Origin of the sequence: Streptomyces sp. P17, from assembly GCF_032436805.1 — a bacterium.
In the GTDB taxonomy this organism is placed as follows: Bacteria; Actinomycetota; Actinomycetes; order Streptomycetales; family Streptomycetaceae; genus Streptomyces.
The window spans coordinates 1-256 of record NZ_JAVRBF010001124.1 but is presented as its reverse complement, the minus strand read 5'-3'; the positions used below and the strand labels follow the sequence as shown (position 1 = coordinate 256).

General features: G+C 50.0%; 1 protein-coding gene. It reads left to right on the top strand.

All coding sequences use genetic code 11. The features are described from left to right. Positions 1–256, top strand: a 256-nt coding sequence (locus tag RMT89_RS44155; RefSeq protein ID WP_315889392.1) for a hypothetical protein, incomplete at both ends; no start/stop codon positions are given.

Here is a 256-nt window from a genome sequence, read left to right as displayed (position 1 = left end):
GAAACCGGCTCTTGAACCTATCTATCTCGGTCAGAAACCATTCTCGGAGAAAACCGGCGACAAGAACGTGGCACGACACGGTGTAGGTGCGTTCAACATCGACGGTTGTCGAGTTCCAGGGCAACCTCCTAAAGCTTGCAAAGGAACAGGATGGGCGGCACAGAATGCAAAAAACGCAGAGCAAGGTTTCCGACCATCGAACTACTATGAAGATCAAACTGGTGTAGATTACAAACCTAGCGATCAAGGTCGCTAC